The following is a 16,473-nucleotide window of genomic DNA, read 5'->3' on the forward strand; positions in this document are numbered from 1 at the left end:
CCTTGCCCCCCGGTTCTTCATTTCGCCAAAAAACACTCCGGGGGGGTCCCCGCAGGGGACGGGGGCAGCGCCCCCTTTCCCTCAGTCCAGCTTGCGCAGGCGTGCCAGCAGGCTCGACGTGTCCCAGCGCCCGCCGCCCATCTTCTGCACATCCTTGTAGAACTGGTCGACCAGCGCGGTGACCGGCAGGCTGGCGCCGGTCTCGTTGGCGGTGTCCAGACAGATGCCCAGATCCTTGCGCATCCAGTCCACCGCGAACCCGTGGGTCCAGTGATCGTCCAGCATGGTCTCGTACCGGTTGGCCATCTGCCAGCTGCCGGCGGCGCCCTGGCTGATCACCTCGACCACCGCGCGCCCGTCCAGCCCCGCCTTCTCGGCGAAATGAAGCGACTCGGCGAGGCCCTGTACCAGGCCCGCGATGGCGATCTGGTTGCACATCTTGGTAACCTGGCCAGCGCCGCTTTCGCCGATGCGGCGGCAGATGCGGGCATAGGCGGCGATCACCGGTTCTGCCCGGTCATACTCGGCCTGATCGCCGCCGCACATGACCGACAACACGCCGTTTTCGGCCCCCGCCTGACCGCCCGAGACGGGCGCGTCGACAAAGCCCACACCGCCGTCCCTGGCGGCGGCATAAAGCTCGCGGGTGACCTTGGCCGAGACCGTGGTGTGATCGACAAAGACGCTACCCGCAGCCATCCCCGCCAGCGCGCCATCCGGCCCGGCGCAGACGCTGCGCAGATCGTCGTCATTGCCGACGCAGGCCATGACGAATTCGGCGCCTTCGGCGGCCGCGCGCGGCGTTGTGGCCATGGCGCCGCCATGCTGCGTCACCCATTTTTCGGCCTTGGCGGCGCTGCGGTTATAGACGGTGACGTCGTGCCCGGCGGATTTCAGGTGCCCCGCCATCGGATAGCCCATCACGCCCAGGCCAAGGAATGCTACTTTTGCCATGTCCGGATCCTCTCTCGTTATCCGGCGGCGTGTCTCCCCCGGCTTGTTCCCGACAGAGACAAAGCAAAGCTTGTGGCAAAGGGCAAGCCCGCGCGTCAGACAGCCCCGCCCAGATCACGCAGGATCGGGCAATCGGGCCGGTTGTCGCCCGCGCAGGCATCGACCAGTTCGGTCAACGTATCGCGCATGGCGATCAGGTCGGCGATCTTGGTCTCGATCCGGGCCAGATGATCGCGCGCCACCTGTTTGACGTCGGCGCTGGCGCGGCTCTGATCCTCGTAAAGCGCCAGCAGGGTGCGGCAATCCTCGATGGTGAACCCCAGCGCCCGGGCGCGGCCCAGAAAGGTCAGCTTGTGCAGGTCCTGTTCGCGAAACCGGCGATAGCCGTTCAGGTCGCGCTGCGGTGTGATCAGGCCGATCTCCTCGTAATAGCGGATGGTCTTGGCGGGCAGGCCGGTGCGGCTGGCGACATCTCCGATATTCATGCGGGTCTCCTTACTCTGCCGGGGCGGGGGCGGCCGCCGGGGCCGGGGCCGCTGCCTGCCGCGTGGCGGGCAGGGCAGCGCGCACCCGGCGCAGGCGCAGGGCGTTGGTGACGACAAAGACGCTCGACAAGGCCATCGCGCCCGCCGCCAGCACCGGCGACAGCATCGGCCCGCCAAACGGATAGAGCACGCCCGCCGCCACCGGGATCAGCAGCACGTTATAGCCAAAGGCCCAGCCCAGGTTCTGGCGGATGTTGCGCATGGTGGCGCGGCTCACCTCCAGCGCGTTGGCCACGCCGCGCAGATCGCCCGACATCAGCACCACATCGGCGGCCTCAATGGCCACATCGGTACCGGTGCCGACAGCGATGCCGGTATCGGCATGGGCCAGCGCGGGCGCATCGTTGATGCCATCGCCGACAAAGGCCAGCGCGCCATGATCCGCCCGCAGCGCGTCGAGTGCCGCAACTTTGCCCTCGGGCATCACCTCGGCGGTGACCGCGTCGATGCCAAGCTTTGCCGCCAGCGCCTGTGCCGTGCGGGTATTGTCGCCGGTGATCATGGCAACGCTCAGCCCCATCCGGTGGAAACGCTCGATCGCCTCTGCGGTGCCCGGCTTCACCGGGTCCGAGACCGCCAGCACCGCCGCCGCGCGCCCGTCGATGGCGGCATAGAGCGGCGTCTTGCCCTCGGCGGCCAGTGCCGCGCCGGTCTCGCGCAGCGGGCCAAGCGCGATACCCTCGCGGTCGAACAGGCGGTCGGCGCCGATCAGCACGTCCTGCCCGGCGACGCGGGCACGGGCGCCCAGGCCGGTCAGGCTCTCGAACGCCTCGGCGGCAAGCAGATCGCCCTCTGCCGCGCGGGTGATTGCCTCGGCGATGGGGTGTTCTGACTGTGCCTCGACCGCGGCGGCCAGGCGCAGGACGCTGTCGCGCTCAAATCCATCGGCAGTGGTCAGGTCGGTCAGTTCGGGACGGCCCAGCGTCAGAGTGCCGGTCTTGTCAAAGGCGATGACGCGCGCCTCTTGCAGACGTTGCAGCGCGTCGCCCTTGCGGAACAGTACGCCCAGTTCGGCGGCCCGTCCCGTGCCCACCATGATCGAGGTCGGGGTGGCCAGACCCATGGCACAGGGGCAGGCGATGATCAGCACCGCCACGCCCGCGACCAAGGCATGACCCAGCGCGGGCGAGGGACCAAAGGCCAGCCAGACCAGCACCGTCAATGCAGCAACCCCCATCACGATGGGCACGAACCACAGGGTGATCCGGTCGACCACCGACTGGATCGGCAGCTTGGCGCCCTGTGCCTGTTCCACCATGCGGATGATCTGGGCCAGCACCGTGTCCGCGCCCACCTTTTCGGCGCGCGCGCGCAGGGCGCCGGCGCCGTTCACGGTGCCACCCACCAGCGTGTCGCCGGCGGATTTGGTCACCGGCACCGGCTCGCCGGTGATCATGCTCTCGTCAACGTGGCTCTGGCCGTCCAGCACCCGCGCATCTGCTGGGATACGGTCGCCGGGCCGGATCAGCAGGGTGTCGCCGGGCTGGATATCGGCGATCTCCACCTCGACCGGCTGGCCGTTGCGCTCGATCCGGGCATGGCGGGGTTGCAGGCCGACCAGCGCCTCGATGGCGGCACCGGTGCGCCCGCGTGCCCGCGCCTCGAGCCAGCGGCCCAGCAGGATCAGCGCGACGATGACGGCGGCGGCCTCGTAGTAGACATTGGCGGTGCCGGCGGGCAGCAGCCCGGGGGCGAAGGTCGCCACCAGAGAGAAGCCATAGGCGGCCCCGGTCCCCAGTGCGACCAGCGCGTTCATGTCGGGGGCGCCGCGCAGCAGGGCCGGAAAGCCCTTGGCATAGAACACCCGGCCGGGGCCAAACAGCAACACCGTGGTCAGGGCGAACTGGATCAGATAGCTGGTCTGCTGGCCGATGGTCGCCATGATCCAGTGATGCAGGGCCGGGATCATATGCCCGCCCATCTCGATCAGGAAGACAGGCAGCGCCAGCAGGATGGCCAGCAGGGTCTGCCGCTTGAGTATCGCAGCCTCGTCCGAGGGCTCCTCGCCCCCGTCCTCGGCGCCCCCCTCGGGGCGGGCAGCATAGCCCGCGGCGGTCGAGACCGCCGCCAGCGCCGCCGGATCTGTGCTGCCGGTGACATAGCTGACCCGCGCGGTGCGGGTGGCCAGGTTGACCTGTGCCTCGACGACGCCCGGTGCGGCGTTCAGCGCCCGTTCGACCCGGCCCACGCAAGAGGCGCAGCTGAGCCCTTCGACCGTCAGTGTGGTCTCGGACACCTCCGCCGGATAGCCCGCGCCCGCCGCCGCCTGGGTCAGCGCGGCGACCGGGCTGTCATGATGGACCTGTGCTGTCTTGGTGGCAAAGTTGACCGAGGCCTCGGCAACCCCCGGAACCGCCAACAAGGCGCGTTCCACCCGGCCCACGCAGCCGGCGCAGCTCATGCCCGTGATCTTCAGCGATGTGGTTTGTGCTGACATGCGACTCGTCCTTGTCCTCTGATCACCCCTCAGATGGGGGTTCCAGTCACGGGAAGGTCAAGGGCGCACGGTGAATTTCTCTCAGCCGCGTCCGATTTTACTTTCCATCAGCCGTTGATAGAGGCCCGGCGACAGCCGGTTGATCCACCAGGCCAGCCGCGCGACACGACCCACCGGGATCATGTCGCGGCCCCGGTCAAGGCCGCGCAGGATGGTCGCCGCCGCTGCCTCGGGCGTCATATAGTCCATCCCGTCCGTGGCCGAGCCGGGCCGGGCGATGCCGTCGGGCTGCGCCTGCGCATTGCCCAGATTGGTGGCCACAAACGAGGGCGCGGCGATCTGCACCGCGACCCCATGTGCCCGCTCCTCGGACCGAAGCGACTTGAAAAACCCTTCGAGCGCGTGTTTTGACGCGGCATAGGATGTGCGGCTGTAAAGCGGCGCAAACCCCGCCACCGAGGAAATCGCCAGATGGGTGCCGCGCGCCTGCCGCACCGGGCCGAGCATTGCGCGGGCCATGTTCACAGCGGCGAAATAGTTGATCTCGAACACCCGGCGGTGACTGGCCTCGTCACTGTCGGCAAACAGGCCGATCTGGGTGATGCCCGCATTATAGACGGCAAGGTCCACCCCTTGCGGCCCGATGGCAAGGGCGCAGGCCGCGGCCAGCTGGCCGGGATCGGTGAGGTCGCATTGAATGACGCGCTGGGTCTCGCTGGGTTCGATGGCCGAGATATCGCGGTCGAGCAGGGTCACATGCCAGCCGCGCGTCTGCAACGCATCCGACAGTGCCCGGCCCAGGCCCCCCGCGCCGCCCGAGATCACTGCGCGCTTCACAAACCCGCCTCGCGCCGCCAGAGGTCAAAGACCTCGGCGCTGGCCAGCTCGGGCACATAGCCGAACACCTGTTTCAATGCGTCATTGGCCAGCACCGGGCGGTATTGCAGAAACCGCACCTGTTCGGGTCCATAGCGCGACAGGCCCAATGGACGCGCCAGCGCCAGCGCCGCCTTCAATGTCAGCGCCGGCAGGCGCAGCACCGGCTTGCCCAATGCGCGGGCAAGGTCCGATACCCCCATCGCGCCATCGCCGGCCACGTTATAGATACCCGCAGGACCCTCGCCCGCCGCCCGCGCCAGGATGCGCGCCAGGTCGCGGGTCCAGATAAAGACAAACGGGCTTTCCGATCCGCGCACCGCCAGCAGGCGGGGCTTGCGGAACAGGGCGGTGATCTGGTTCTCGGTTCCTGCGCCCAGCACCGTGCCCACCCGCAGCACCACCTGTTCCAGCTGCGGCGCGCTCTGGCGCGCCTCGGCCAAGATCTCTTCGACCTGACGTTTGTGATCGGCATAGGCAAACTCGGGATTGCCGCGCAGCGGATCGCTTTCGCGCAGGGGCATCGGGTTGTCGGCGTGATAGCCATAGGCGGCGCCCGACGACGTCACCACCAGCCGCCGCACCCCATGGGCAAGGCACGCATCCAGCACCGCCCGTGTGCCGCCCACATCGACGCGATGCGCAACCGCGCGCGCCACGCCCGGTGTCACGATCGAGGCAAGGTGAATGACCACCTGTGGCCTGACCTCTCCGACAATGCGGTCAGGGTCATCGGTGGTGACATCCATCGGAAGCCAGGTCACAGCGCCTGTCGCTTTAGGTGGGACAAGATCGGTGGCAAACACGTCATGCTCGTCCAATTCCTCCAGCAGCGCCCGGCCCACCATGCCTGCCGCGCCGGTGATCAGGATCCGGCTCATCGTCTGGCCTCGGTCCGCGACATGATCATGGCCAGCCCAAGGCCCGAGATCGCATGCCAGATGCCCCAGAAGGCTGCCGCCACCGCCATGCCGCCCAGCCCGTTGAAAAAGGCAAAGATCAGCACCAGCCCAAGGCCCGAGTTCTGGATACCGGTTTCAATCGTCACCGCGCGCCGGTCGTAAGGGGACAGCCGGGTCAGAGTGGCCACAACCCAGCCGCCCCCCAGAGCCAGGGCATTGTGAAGGATCACAAGCCCGGCGACAGCTCCGGCAAAACTCAGGAAGTACCCCCAGTTCGCAGCCAGAGCGAGTATGATGAACGCGATGAAAATGCCCATCGACAAGAGTTGCAGCGGCCGCCGCAACCGGGCGGTCAGGGCAGGGCGGCGCATGTTCAGCGTCACGCCCAGGATCAGTGGCAGGATCAGCATCAGCCCGACCGTGATGGCGATCTGTACCGGGTCGATATGGGTCTCTTGCAGGATGGCGCGGGTGGGGGGATACAGGCTCCCCCAAAGCGCGATATTGGCGGGTGTCATCACGATGGCGCCCACGGTGGCAAAGGCTGTCATCGACACCGAGAGCGCCGCATTGCCGCCCGCCCGATGGGTGATGAAGTTCGAGATATTGCCGCCCGGGCAGGCCGCCACCAGAATGAGGCCCAGCGCAATCGACGGGTGTGGTGCGGTCAGCCAGACCAGTGCGAATGTCAGCACCGGCAGCACCACGAATTGCGAGAAGAGCCCCACCAGAACCGGTTTCGGCCCGCGCGACAGGCGGCGGAAATCGTCCAGCGTCAGGTCGATGGCGATAGAGAACATCACCACCGCCAGGATCGCGTTCAGCAGCATCAGCGAGGCGGGCGAGAAATTCAGCAGGATGTCGTCGATACCTGTCATGATTGCGCCCTCTTGAGACGGTCTATCCAGCCGGTCACCGCGCCGCGATAGGTGGCCTTGTCCACGTAATAGGCCATGCGCGCCAGCTTGAGGTAGTTCATGCCGCCGGTTGCCCGTTCAAAGCCTGCCGATTTCGCGGCCTTCAGCTCTGCTGCCGCCGCACCGCCCCTGCGCAGGCCGGTGATATAGCGCGCCACCATCTCGGCCTGTTCATGGCGACCCTGCCAGCCCAGTCCGCTGGCCTCGATCATGCCCAGAACGAACAGGTCGTCGCGCTCGGGATGCAGCGCGTTCAGGTAGAGATGCGGCGCGTCGCCCTGCCAGTTCAGCAGGTCGCGGTCGATGAACGGGTAGAACAGCTTGTAACCCGTGGCGGCGAGGATCATGTCATACTCCTCGCTCGAACCATCGGCAAAGATCACCCGGCGTCCGTCAAAACGGTCGATATCGGGGCGGATGCGCAGATCGCCATGGCCCGCGTGATAGAGGACCAGAGAATTGACCACCGGGTGGCTTTCATACAGCTGGTAGTCGGGCTTGGGGAAACCGTATTTCTGCGGATCGCCCACGAACCATTTCAGGATCATGCCATCGACCCGCCGTTTCAGCCACATGGGCAGCTTGATCATGCCACCCAGCGTGTCCGCCGGTTTGCCAAAGACGTATTTCGGCACAAAGTAGTATCCGCGCCGCATCGACAGGTCGCAGAGCGCTCCGTGATGGATCGCATCCACCGCGATGTCGCAGCCGGAATTGCCCGCTCCCACGATCAGCACCCGCTTGCCGTCGAATTGCGAAGGGTGCCGATAGGCCGAGGAATGGATCAACTCGCCGTCGAAACGGCCCTGAAAGGTGGGCATGTTGGGTTCGGACAGGGTGCCATTGGCGATCATCACCCCGGCATAGGTTTCCGTGTGCTCCCCCTCTGCGTCGCGCCATATGACACGCCATCCCGCACCCGGCTCACCTAGTGGTTCACACCGCAGCACCTCGGCCCCGAACCGGTAATGATCGCGCAGTCCATAGCGGGCGGCGAAGGCGTGGAAATAGCGTTTCAACTCGCGATGCGAGGGGTATTCGGCCACCGCCTCCTCCATCGGGAAATCGGTGAACTCGGTCATCCGTTTGGAGGAGATCAGATGCGCGCTTTCATACATGGTCGAGCGGGGGCCATCGATATCCCACAGCCCGCCCACATCCGAATGCAGCTCGAACCCGTCAAAGGCGATGCCCTGTTCCAGCATCACCTTGGCCATGGCCAGCCCCATCGGACCTGCCCCGATCAGGGCAAATCTGTCGCACGTTTCCGTCATCGCTGTCCTCCCGTTGCTTTTAGATTGAACGACTGTTCAATCTAAGGCAAGATAATTTGCAAAAGGGATGTTTGTTTTGGAAAAACAACGGCAACGGGCGCCCTCGGCGCGGTCCTTGCAGACCCGGGCGCGCATTCTGGATGCGGCGGAGCAGCTCTTTGCCGCGCGCGGATTCGAGGGCGCCTCGATTCGCGACATCGCCAGGGCGGCGGGAGTGCAGGGCGGGCTGGTGGCCCATCATGGCGGCAGCAAGGAAGAGCTGTTTCACCTTGTCGTCTCGCGCCGCGCGGGAGAGCTGTCGCGCATCCGGATCGAAGCGCTGGAGACGGCGCGCGGGCGCGGCCCGCTCGATCTGGCGTGCATCCTCGATTGCTTCATCCGGCCCTATGTGACGCTGGCACAGGAGGGCGGGCCGCAATGGGTGGCCTATGGGCGGCTGCTGGCGCATGTCTCGGCCGATCCGCGCTGGAGCGCGCTGGCGGCAGAGTGTTTCGACCCCACCGCGCAGCGCTTCATCGCGGAGATCGCCGCCCTCTACCCGGATGCGGCGCCGGGGCAGGCGGCGATGGGGCAGATCTATGCGGTCTCGGCGATGCTGGCCCATGTCTACTCCGCCTGGCGTCTGGACACGCTCAGCCCCGGCGCGGAGGAGGCGGGCGCGGATCAGCTGATCGCCTTTGCCACGGCTGGAATTCACGCGGTCATGTCCGGGCGCGCGCCGGAAAAATGACATTTTTCCGGGCCGTTTTCCGGCGCGGAAAACGGCCGCCTGCCGTCAGCGCGCGCGTCGTTGCGATGTCAGAGCGCGCCGCCCTCTTGCGGGACCGGTGTGTGGTTGAAACTATAGCCGGTGCGGCAGGCCTCTTCCCCGCCCAGCTCTGCGATCCGCCTTTGCTGATCGGCAAAGGCGCGGGCATTCACCGTCTCGGGATTGCAGATGGCACGCAGGCGGTGCTCGCCTTCGGCCAGCAGGGCGCGCATGTCGGGGTCTTCGGCAGCGCGCGGGGCTAGATCGGTCAGTTCCTGCGGGTCGCGCTCCAGATCGAAGAGTTGCGGTGCCTCCCCGACGTAGTGGACATATTTCCAGCGGCCCCAGCGCAGCATGAACGTGCCGGTGCGCGAACCGCCGTCATGATATTCGCTGAACCCGGCCCGGTCGGGATCATCGGGCGCAGTGGCGATACTGCGCAGTGACAGGCCGGGCAGGTCCTCGCGCGCCGCCAAGCCACAGAGCTCGCGCGCGGTGGCGGCAATGTCGGTGAGGCTGGTGCAGGTCGACACGCGATGCCCGGCGGGGATGCCCGGCCCGGCGGCAATCATAGGCACGCCGGCGCTGGCCTCGTACATCACCTGCTTGGTCCAGAAACCCTGATCGCCCATCATGTCTCCATGGTCGGAAACATAGAGGACCACGGTGTTGTCGGCCTTTCCGCCGGCCTCAAGCGCGGCCAGTACCCGGCCCACGCAATCATCCATGAAGGAGGTCAGCCCGTAGTAGGCGGCCTTGGCCTCGCGCATCTTCTGCGCGTCGAAATAGGCGTCATAGTTGAAGAAACCGCCGATATTGCGCAATTCGGCATGATCCGGCAGGCCCTGGCCATAGCCCACCGGCAGGTCCATCTGGTCTGGATCATAGAGCGCAAACCATTCCTCGGGGCAGGTCAGCGGGTAATGCGGGCTGACCAGTGATACGAAGGCGGCCCAGGGACGCTCTTGGCGGGCCGGGTCGGCCAGCCAGGCCTCGGCCGCTGCGGTGATGGCGCGGTCATAATCGGTATAGCTGCTGGCACCCACCCCGACATCCGCGGCCAGTTCGGCGGCGGCCTCATAGGCGGGCGGGTTCTTGCGCAACAGGCCCACGGTCCAACCGATGCCACCCACCACATGCATCGGCAGGATCTCCTGCGAGAACCCGTTGTCATCCTCGGTTGCGCGGAAATGCAGCTTGCCGATGGAGACGACCTCGCGCCCGGCATCGCGCAGATCATGCATCCAGCTGCGCGGCTGACCGGCATAGGGGGTGGCGCTGTCCCAATGGCCGGTCCTGTGGATCCAGTCGCCGGTGGCAAGCGCTGCCCGGGTCGGCACGCACATGGGCGAGGGGGTATAGGCGGCCTCGAACATCGTGCCGCGCGCGGCCAGCGCATCGAGGTTGGGTGTCTTGACGATGGGATGCCCGGCGCATCCCATCGCGTCCTTGCGATGTTCGTCCGAGACGATCACCAGCAGATTGGGGTGGTTTGTCATGCCCGGCCTTGCTGTTTCTATGCCTGTGCGCCCTGCGCGTCGCGCAGGAGGCGCCGCAAGATCTTGCCCGAGGCCGATTTCGGAATCTGTTCGATCACCTGCATCTGGCGCACCTGCTTGTAATGCGCCAGCCGGGTGTCGAGATAGGCCTGCACCTCGGCCAGGCTTGGTGCCGCCTGTCCAGCCGCTGCGACGACAAAGGCCAGCGGCACCTCGCCCGCCGCCTCGTCGGGGGCGCCGATCACCGCCGCATCCGCGATGGCGGGATGGGTCAGCAGCGCCGCCTCGACCTCGGCCGGGGCGACCTGGAACCCCTTGTACTTGATCAGTTCCTTGAGCCGGTCGGTGATATAGAGGAATCCATCCTCGTCGAAATGGGCGATATCCCCGGTGCGCAGCCAGCCACCCTCGACGATGGTGGCACGGGTGGCGGCCTCGTTGTTGAGATAGCCCTTCATCACCTGTGGTCCGCGCACCCACAGTTCACCATCCTCGCCCAGGGGCAGGTCGGTGCCGGTCTCGGGGTCGATAATGCGGCATTCGGTGTTCGATATCGCCACGCCCGAGGCGCCGGGCTTGCCCTCTCCATGCGGCGAGACATGGCTGACCGGGCTCAGCTCGGTCATGCCATAGCCCTGGTTGACCCGGGCGTTGATGCGCTCTCCCAGTCCCTCGGCCACGTCGCGGCCCAGCGGGGCGGCGGCGCAGAACACCTGTTCGACGCAGGACAGGTCGTAATTGGCCACCACCGGATGCTTGGCCAGCGCGAGGGCGACCGGGGGCACGATCCACAGCCGGGGCGTGCGGTAACGGATCACGCAATCCAGATATTGCTCCAGGTCGAAACGCGGCAGCGTCACCAGGCCACCCCCTGCTGTCAGGTAGATATTCATCAATACCTGCAAGCCGTAGATATGGAAGAACGGCAGAAAGGCGGTGGTCATCTCGCCCGGGTTCAGATCGGCCGGCAGCAGCGTCTGGTCGATATTCACCACGAGGTTGCGATGGGTCAGCATCACCCCCTTGGGCATACCGGTGGTGCCCGAGGAATAGGGCAGCACCACCACATGCTCGGCGACATCGACCGGGGCCTGATGCTCCAGCGGCGGTCCCATGAGGTCGCTGAGCGCAAGCGTCCCCTCGGGCGCGTCCCCGACCACCACGATCCGATCAACGCCGGTGCCCTCGATTGCGGCGCGGGCAGTGTCCAGAAAGGCCGGAATGGTCACCAGAACCTGCGCCCCGGCATCGTTGAGCTGATGATGCACCTCGGGTGCGGTATAGGTGGGGTTGATCGTGGTGATGGTGCCACCGGCCCAGGCGATGCCGTGAAAGGCGATGCAATACTCCGGCAGGTTCGGCATCATCAGCCCCACGCAGGTGCCCGCACCCATGTCATGCGCGCTGAGACCGCCCGCCAGCGACTTGACCGCACGGATGAACTGCGCCCCGCTGTAACTGCGCCCGCTGGGCCCGTCGATCAGGATGGTCATGTCGGGGTCGATCCCTTCGAAGACCCGCTGGGTCACGGATTTGTCGCTGAGCGCGACATCTTCGAATCTGCTTTTGAGAATGCTCATCTGAATTCTTCCCCCTGGGTTCCCGGCGCGGGCCGGCCGGTTCATGCTAGCGGCAGGGCCGATTTTTCCAAAGGAATAAGCGCGATCCCCCGGCAAACGACCTTGCGCTTTGGCGCTGAACCTCCTATAGAGCGCACGTCGATAAGGCGATTTGGGCCATAAAAGAATGAGACGAGCAGGGTCGGGAGCATCCGGCCCTCTTTGTTTTGTGGTGACAAGACCGGATCGCCTGACCAATCCGTGCCGCCCCGGCGGACATCAAACAAGACCGGCGGAGACAACCGCTCGGCCAGCAAAAACCGAACTGAAAAGGAAATCAACGCCGCATGGCTAACGCATCCATGGAGGAATTCGAAGCCCTCCTTAACGAAAGCTTCGAAATGGACACCCCCGAAGAGGGATCGGTTGTCAAAGGCAAGGTCATCGCGATCGAAGCGGGCCAGGCCATCATCGATGTCGGCTACAAGATGGAAGGCCGCGTCGAGCTGAAAGAATTCGCAAATCCCGGCGAAGCGCCTGAGATCTCGATCGGCGACGAGGTAGAAGTCTACCTGCGTGCCGCCGAGAACGCCCGTGGCGAAGCTGTCATCTCGCGCGAGATGGCCCGCCGTGAAGAGGCCTGGGACCGTCTGGAAAAAGCCTATGCCGACGACCAGCGCGTCGAAGGCGCGATCTTTGGCCGCGTCAAGGGTGGCTTTACCGTCGATCTGGGCGGTGCCGTGGCCTTCCTGCCCGGCTCGCAAGTCGACGTGCGCCCCGTGCGCGATGCCGGCCCGCTGATGGGTCTGAAGCAGCCCTTCCAGATCCTGAAAATGGACCGTCGCCGTGGCAACATCGTCGTGTCGCGCCGCGCCATCCTGGAAGAAAGCCGCGCCGAACAGCGCGCCGAAGTCATCGGCAACCTGACCGAAGGTCAGACCGTCGACGGCGTGGTCAAGAACATCACCGAATACGGTGCGTTCGTTGACCTGGGCGGTGTGGACGGCCTGCTGCACGTCACCGACATGGCATGGCGTCGCGTCAACCACCCCAACGAGATCCTGAACATCGGCGAGACCGTCAAGGTCCAGGTGATCAAGATCAACAAGGACACCCACCGTATCAGCCTGGGCATGAAGCAGCTCCAGGAAGATCCGTGGGATCTGGTCGGCGCCAAGTATCCGCTGGAATCGGTGCATACCGGCCGCGTGACCAACATCACCGACTACGGCGCATTCGTCGAGCTGGAGCCGGGCGTCGAAGGCCTGGTGCACGTCTCGGAAATGTCCTGGACCAAGAAGAACGTCCACCCCGGCAAGATCGTTTCGACCAGCCAGGAAGTGGAAGTCATGGTTCTGGAAATCGACGGCGCCAAGCGTCGCGTTTCGCTGGGCCTGAAGCAGACCATGCGCAACCCGTGGGAAGTCTTTGCCGAGACCCATCCCGAGGGCACCGTGGTCGAGGGCGAGGTCAAGAACATCACCGAATTCGGTCTGTTCATCGGCCTGCCGGGCGACATCGACGGCATGGTTCACCTGTCGGACCTGTCCTGGGACGAGCGCGGCGAAGACGCGATCCAGAACTATCGCAAGGGTGACATGGTCAAGGCCGTCGTCTCCGAAGTCGATATCGACAAGGAACGCATCTCGCTGTCGATCAAATCGGTGGGTGGCGACAAGTTCGCCGAGGCCGTTGGCGGCGTGAAGCGCGGCTCGATCATCACCGTGAACGTCACCGCGATCGAGGATGGCGGCATCGAGGTGGAATACGAAGGCATGAAATCCTTCATCCGCCGCTCCGACCTGTCGCGTGACCGTGCCGATCAGCGCCCCGAGCGTTTCTCGGTCGGTGACAAGGTCGATGTGCGCGTCACCAACGTGGACAGCAAGACCCGCCGTCTGGGCCTGTCGATCAAGGCACGCGAGATCGCCGAAGAGAAAGAGGCCGTGGAACAGTACGGCTCGTCCGACTCGGGTGCATCGCTGGGCGATATCCTGGGCGCGGCTCTGAAGGGCGACAACTAAGTCCTGACCGACGTCTGAGTAAAAAGAAGGCCCCGCAGGAGCGATCCTGCGGGGCCTTTGTGTGCTGCCGGGGCGGTTTGGCGCCAGCTATCCGGAGATCGACCAGCAAAGCGCCCGCGCCAGGTGCTCGATCGCCAATGTCCCCTGCGCCGAGGGTCCAGACCCGGCGACCCGGCTGCGCTTGAGGCGCGGCCCCTGTTGGTTGCGCTTTGCATCGGGGCCTCGATATCCGAAAGGAGGTCGGCAATCTCCATGTTGACGGTCACTTCCGGGCTGAATTCGCAACCCGCCCTTAGTTGCAAGCATACAGAGTGGCGATGCGAATTCGGTCACGGCGTTACCCGGCCGGGTCGATCCGAAGCTGTTCGGCAGGCGCGCGCTTCACGAATTCTTCTTCAACCCAGCGCAAGACCCGACGCTGACCGCCAAAGGTGACCATCTCGGCGGCCTCCTCGAAACTGACCCAGCGATGGGCGCTGTGTTCGTGATTGAGGCGCACGGTCTGATCCGGATCGACAAAGGCCACGAATACGGGGGCGATTGTGATCGCATCCCGATGGGCCTCGTAGAACTGCTCGCAGATATCAGCGGAGTATAACTGCATGGGCGTCAGCCCGGTTTCCTCCTCAAGCTCGCGCAGCGCCGCCCGCCAGGCGGTCTCTCCCTCTTCGATCTTGCCCGCGATTTGACACCATGTGCCGGCAAGCGTTTGGGTCCGCTTCAGCAGCAGAACCTGCCACCCCGTCGGGGTGGACCGGATCGCCACAAGAGAGGCGAGAAAGGCACGGATCGCAAGATCTGGCACTGGTCATCCATCCAAGTTCAGGGTCCCGCCCCTCCGGTTGGATGGCAGCGATCCAGCGGAGTGTCCCGCGTGCTTGCTGTGCGGTCAAGCATGCCTTGCCCGTTTGGCCTGACGGTTGGGGAGGCGGAGCTCGCCAGGCTCTGCCACGGATTTTGAGCGGCCCGAATCAAGCCCAGCGCGGATGCAGCAATTGAGCGTTGAGGCGCGGTGGCGCAGCCCGCGGCCCGGGATTTGGGGGCAGGTGCTGCCTCAGTTTATCCCTTTGTTACCGGATTATGCCGCCCAAATGGCGAAATATGGCTGCCAAGCAATCGGTAACCTGTTTCCGCAGAAGGGTTTTCTGCCTATAGTTCTGGACATAAGAAAGACGACCTTTGGCGTTGGGAGGGCCAGGCGCATGATCCGTTCGGAACTGATCCAGAAGATTGCCGACGAAAACCCGCATCTCTACCAGCGGGATGTCGAGCGGATCGTGAACACCGTTTTTGAGGAAGTCACCGACGCCATGGCGCGCGGCGACCGGGTCGAGCTGCGCGGTTTCGGCGCGTTCTCGGTCAAGAAGCGGGACGCGCGCATTGGTCGCAATCCCAGGACCGGCGATACGGTCCATGTAGAGGAAAAGCACGTGCCGTTCTTCAAGACCGGCAAGCTGCTGAGGGATCGCCTGAACGGAAAAGCCTGACCCATGATGCGCTATATTCGCTACGCCTTTCTTGCAACGCTCGGGATTTTGTTGGTCTCGGTGTCGCTGGCCAATCGCCAGATGGTGACGCTGAGCCTGCTGCCCGAGGATCTGGCCCATCTGCTGGGGGTCAACTTCTCGTTGACGCTGCCGCTGTTCCTGGTGGTGCTGGGCGGGATCGCGGCGGGCGTGGTGATCGGTTTCGTCTGGGAATGGCTGCGCGAGCACAAGCATCGCCGCACCGCCGACGTCAAGCACCGCGAGGTGCGCAAGCTTGAGCGCGAGGTCAAATCGCTCAAGAAAAAGCAGAACGAGGGCAAGGACGAGGTTCTGGCGATCCTCGACGATGCCGCCGCCTGATCTCGAACATGGCTGACGACATTCGCGTCAAGATCTGCGGGCTGAGCGATCCCGAACACCTGCGCGTGGCCGCCGAGGCGGGCGCCCGTTATATGGGTTTCGTGTTCTTTGCCAAATCGCCCAGGCATCTGACGGTCGAGCGTGCTGCTGAACTGGCGGTCTCGGTCCCGGTCGGTGTGGCCAAGGTGGCGCTGGTGGTGAACGCAAATGATGCGGAGCTGGAGGCGATCACCACCGCCGTGCCGCTCGACATGCTGCAGCTTCACGGCAAGGAAAGCCCTGAGCGGGTGGCCGAGATCAAGGCGCGCTTTGGTCTGCCGGTGATGAAGGCGGTTGGTGTGGCCGAAGCGGCGGATCTGGCACAGATCGATCTCTATTCCGAGGTGGCCGACCAGTTGCTGATCGACGCCAAGCCACCGCAGGGGGCAGAGCTGCCCGGGGGCAACGGGCTGGCTTTTGACTGGCGGCTGCTGGCGGGCCGGAAATACTGGCGCAAACCCTGGATGCTGGCGGGCGGGCTGACGCCGGAAAATGTGGGCGAGGCGATCCGCCTGACCGGAGCGCGGCAGGTCGATGTCTCCTCGGGCGTCGAAACGACGCCGGGGGTGAAGGATGCCGGGCTGATCCGCGAGTTTCTGGCTGCTGCACGGGCGGATTAACCGCTTCTTTACCGAGTTTCCGGCAGGATCGGCGCATGAGCTTGCCCTGCCACCTCAGACACCGGACCAGTGGTTCGATCATCTGTTCACCGCCAAATCCGCCCGTGCGGGGGGTGTGGTGCGCCGCAAAGTGCGGGATATGGAGCGGATGGTCGGGCGCGAGGCGTTTCTGGCCGAAATCCGACGCCGCGGGTTCACGGCTGTGGAAAATGCCGGTCAGGTGATAGTCTTC

At 65.3% G+C, this 16,473-nt stretch carries 15 protein-coding genes; 5 read left to right on the forward strand and 10 right to left on the reverse strand.

What is annotated here, in order from left to right; all coding sequences use genetic code 11:
• Positions 1 to 81: 81 nt before the first annotated feature.
• From SPO_RS03995 to SPO_RS04025, 7 genes are all read right to left on the reverse strand, one after another.
• Positions 82 to 954 carry an NAD(P)-dependent oxidoreductase gene (locus SPO_RS03995; protein ID WP_011046541.1) on the reverse strand — a complete coding sequence of 291 codons (873 nt, stop codon included), beginning with the start codon at positions 952 to 954 and terminating at the stop codon, positions 82 to 84.
• A gap of 95 nt (positions 955 to 1,049) precedes the next feature.
• The gene (cueR, locus tag SPO_RS04000; protein WP_011046542.1) at positions 1,050 to 1,439 is read right to left on the reverse strand and encodes a Cu(I)-responsive transcriptional regulator; all 390 of its coding nucleotides are present in this window, start codon (positions 1,437 to 1,439) and stop codon (positions 1,050 to 1,052) included.
• Positions 1,440 to 1,449: 10 nt separating this feature from the next.
• On the reverse strand, positions 1,450 to 3,936 hold the full coding sequence (locus SPO_RS04005; protein ID WP_011046543.1) for a heavy metal translocating P-type ATPase: 2,487 nt from the start codon (positions 3,934 to 3,936) through the stop codon (positions 1,450 to 1,452).
• A gap of 81 nt (positions 3,937 to 4,017) precedes the next feature.
• A complete protein-coding gene (locus SPO_RS04010; RefSeq protein ID WP_011046544.1) occupies positions 4,018 to 4,773 on the reverse strand; it encodes an SDR family NAD(P)-dependent oxidoreductase in 756 nt (251 codons plus the stop codon).
• Positions 4,770 to 5,693, reverse strand: a complete 924-nt coding sequence (locus SPO_RS04015; RefSeq protein WP_011046545.1) for an SDR family oxidoreductase — start codon at positions 5,691 to 5,693, stop codon at positions 4,770 to 4,772. Before SPO_RS04015 ends, SPO_RS04010 begins: the two co-directional genes overlap by 4 nt.
• Positions 5,690 to 6,592, reverse strand: coding sequence for a bile acid:sodium symporter family protein (locus tag SPO_RS04020; protein ID WP_011046546.1), 903 nt, complete (start codon positions 6,590 to 6,592; stop codon positions 5,690 to 5,692). The genes SPO_RS04015 and SPO_RS04020 overlap by 4 nt, the downstream gene beginning before the upstream one ends.
• Entirely contained in the window at positions 6,589 to 7,905 is a 1,317-nt protein-coding gene (locus SPO_RS04025) for a flavin-containing monooxygenase (protein ID WP_011046547.1), read from the reverse strand. Before SPO_RS04025 ends, SPO_RS04020 begins: the two co-directional genes overlap by 4 nt.
• A 67-nt stretch (positions 7,906 to 7,972) precedes the next feature.
• On the opposite strand from SPO_RS04025, the gene SPO_RS04030 reads away from it, so the two are divergent.
• Positions 7,973 to 8,635 carry a TetR/AcrR family transcriptional regulator gene (locus tag SPO_RS04030; protein ID WP_011046548.1) on the forward strand — a complete coding sequence of 221 codons (663 nt, stop codon included), beginning with the start codon at positions 7,973 to 7,975 and terminating at the stop codon, positions 8,633 to 8,635.
• Positions 8,636 to 8,703: 68 nt separating this feature from the next.
• Here the strand turns inward: SPO_RS04030 and SPO_RS04035 are convergent, their stop codons facing one another.
• Positions 8,704 to 10,152, reverse strand: coding sequence for a sulfatase-like hydrolase/transferase (locus SPO_RS04035; protein WP_011046549.1), 1,449 nt, complete (start codon positions 10,150 to 10,152; stop codon positions 8,704 to 8,706).
• A 17-nt stretch (positions 10,153 to 10,169) separates the two neighbouring features.
• A complete protein-coding gene (locus tag SPO_RS04040; protein ID WP_044027910.1) occupies positions 10,170 to 11,732 on the reverse strand; it encodes an AMP-binding protein in 1,563 nt (520 codons plus the stop codon).
• Between the two features lie 326 nt (positions 11,733 to 12,058).
• Between SPO_RS04040 and rpsA the strand changes: the two genes are divergently transcribed.
• Positions 12,059 to 13,735 (forward strand): 30S ribosomal protein S1, encoded by a 1,677-nt coding sequence (gene rpsA / locus SPO_RS04045; RefSeq protein WP_011046551.1) that lies wholly within the window; start codon positions 12,059 to 12,061, stop codon positions 13,733 to 13,735.
• A gap of 337 nt (positions 13,736 to 14,072) precedes the next feature.
• Here rpsA and SPO_RS04050 read toward each other — a convergent pair whose 3' ends face one another.
• Positions 14,073 to 14,540 (reverse strand): NUDIX hydrolase, encoded by a 468-nt coding sequence (locus SPO_RS04050; protein WP_011046552.1) that lies wholly within the window; start codon positions 14,538 to 14,540, stop codon positions 14,073 to 14,075.
• 397 nt (positions 14,541 to 14,937) lie between these two features.
• Here SPO_RS04050 and ihfB point away from each other — a divergent pair, with 397 nt between their 5' ends.
• From ihfB to SPO_RS04065, 3 genes are read left to right on the forward strand one after another with little or no spacing between them, the layout of a single operon-like run.
• A complete protein-coding gene (gene ihfB / locus SPO_RS04055) occupies positions 14,938 to 15,222 on the forward strand; it encodes an integration host factor subunit beta (protein ID WP_011046553.1) in 285 nt (94 codons plus the stop codon).
• 6 nt (positions 15,223 to 15,228) lie between these two features.
• Positions 15,229 to 15,582 carry a lipopolysaccharide assembly protein LapA domain-containing protein gene (locus tag SPO_RS04060; protein WP_044029007.1) on the forward strand — a complete coding sequence of 118 codons (354 nt, stop codon included), beginning with the start codon at positions 15,229 to 15,231 and terminating at the stop codon, positions 15,580 to 15,582.
• 8 nt (positions 15,583 to 15,590) lie between these two features.
• Positions 15,591 to 16,241 (forward strand): phosphoribosylanthranilate isomerase, encoded by a 651-nt coding sequence (locus SPO_RS04065; protein ID WP_011046555.1) that lies wholly within the window; start codon positions 15,591 to 15,593, stop codon positions 16,239 to 16,241.
• The last annotated feature ends 232 nt before the right edge of the window (positions 16,242 to 16,473 follow it).

The organism is Ruegeria pomeroyi DSS-3, assembly GCF_000011965.2.
GTDB classification, from domain to species: domain Bacteria; phylum Pseudomonadota; class Alphaproteobacteria; order Rhodobacterales; family Rhodobacteraceae; genus Ruegeria_B; species Ruegeria_B pomeroyi.

Excerpts from the sequence above, each read along its gene's own strand:
- SPO_RS03995 (WP_011046541.1), bottom strand. The coding sequence starts at position 954 with ATGGCAAAAGTAGCATTCCTTGGCCTGGGCGTGATGGGCTATCCGATG.
- cueR (WP_011046542.1), bottom strand. The coding sequence starts at position 1,439 with ATGAATATCGGAGATGTCGCCAGCCGCACCGGCCTGCCCGCCAAGACC.
- SPO_RS04005 (WP_011046543.1), bottom strand. The coding sequence starts at position 3,936 with ATGTCAGCACAAACCACATCGCTGAAGATCACGGGCATGAGCTGCGCC.
- SPO_RS04015 (WP_011046545.1), bottom strand. The coding sequence starts at position 5,693 with ATGAGCCGGATCCTGATCACCGGCGCGGCAGGCATGGTGGGCCGGGCG.
- SPO_RS04020 (WP_011046546.1), bottom strand. The coding sequence starts at position 6,592 with ATGACAGGTATCGACGACATCCTGCTGAATTTCTCGCCCGCCTCGCTG.
- SPO_RS04025 (WP_011046547.1), bottom strand. The coding sequence starts at position 7,905 with ATGACGGAAACGTGCGACAGATTTGCCCTGATCGGGGCAGGTCCGATG.
- SPO_RS04030 (WP_011046548.1), top strand. The coding sequence starts at position 7,973 with ATGTTTGTTTTGGAAAAACAACGGCAACGGGCGCCCTCGGCGCGGTCC.
- SPO_RS04035 (WP_011046549.1), bottom strand. The coding sequence starts at position 10,152 with ATGACAAACCACCCCAATCTGCTGGTGATCGTCTCGGACGAACATCGC.
- SPO_RS04040 (WP_044027910.1), bottom strand. The coding sequence starts at position 11,732 with ATGAGCATTCTCAAAAGCAGATTCGAAGATGTCGCGCTCAGCGACAAA.
- rpsA (WP_011046551.1), top strand. The coding sequence starts at position 12,059 with ATGGCTAACGCATCCATGGAGGAATTCGAAGCCCTCCTTAACGAAAGC.
- ihfB (WP_011046553.1), top strand. The coding sequence starts at position 14,938 with ATGATCCGTTCGGAACTGATCCAGAAGATTGCCGACGAAAACCCGCAT.
- SPO_RS04060 (WP_044029007.1), top strand. The coding sequence starts at position 15,229 with ATGCGCTATATTCGCTACGCCTTTCTTGCAACGCTCGGGATTTTGTTG.
- SPO_RS04065 (WP_011046555.1), top strand. The coding sequence starts at position 15,591 with ATGGCTGACGACATTCGCGTCAAGATCTGCGGGCTGAGCGATCCCGAA.